The following is a 432-nucleotide window of genomic DNA, read 5'->3' on the forward strand; positions in this document are numbered from 1 at the left end:
GCGGCGGTCTGAGCCGCAGCTTCGGGAGCAGCCGGTGCTTCATTCTGGGCGGCTACAGGTGCATCGGCCTGCGGAGCGGCCGAGGTGTCGGCCGTTGCTGGAGTCTGCGTGGCATCGCTCAGCACGGCCACTTCGGCTGGCGGTGCGCTTTGGCCGGATGTCAGCGTCCGGGCAAGCGGGAACGCCATGATCGCCAGAAGAACGGCGCCGACGGCGAGAAGCAGCGGACGGCGGAAGCGCGAGAACGAGCTCGCGCCACCGGYAGGCTTCGGAGCCTTGGCTTTCTTCTCACCCTTGACCGGCTGTGCCTTCGGGTCGGATTCGATTGCGGCAGCCTGTGCCGCGCGGCGGGCGGCCGCGATATAGTCGGCGCGATCGTTTTCGGTCGCGGGCTTTGGATTGGCACGCGCTGCACTCTGGCTGGCGCGAACC

Annotated in this window: 1 pseudogene; it reads right to left on the reverse strand. The window is 68.7% G+C overall.

Going from position 1 to position 432, the window contains the following annotated elements:
- Positions 1–432, reverse strand: a pseudogene (locus AC1DIX_RS27925) (hypothetical protein); the annotation flags it as partial.

It is taken from the genome of Massilia sp. 05N420 (genome assembly GCF_056397205.1).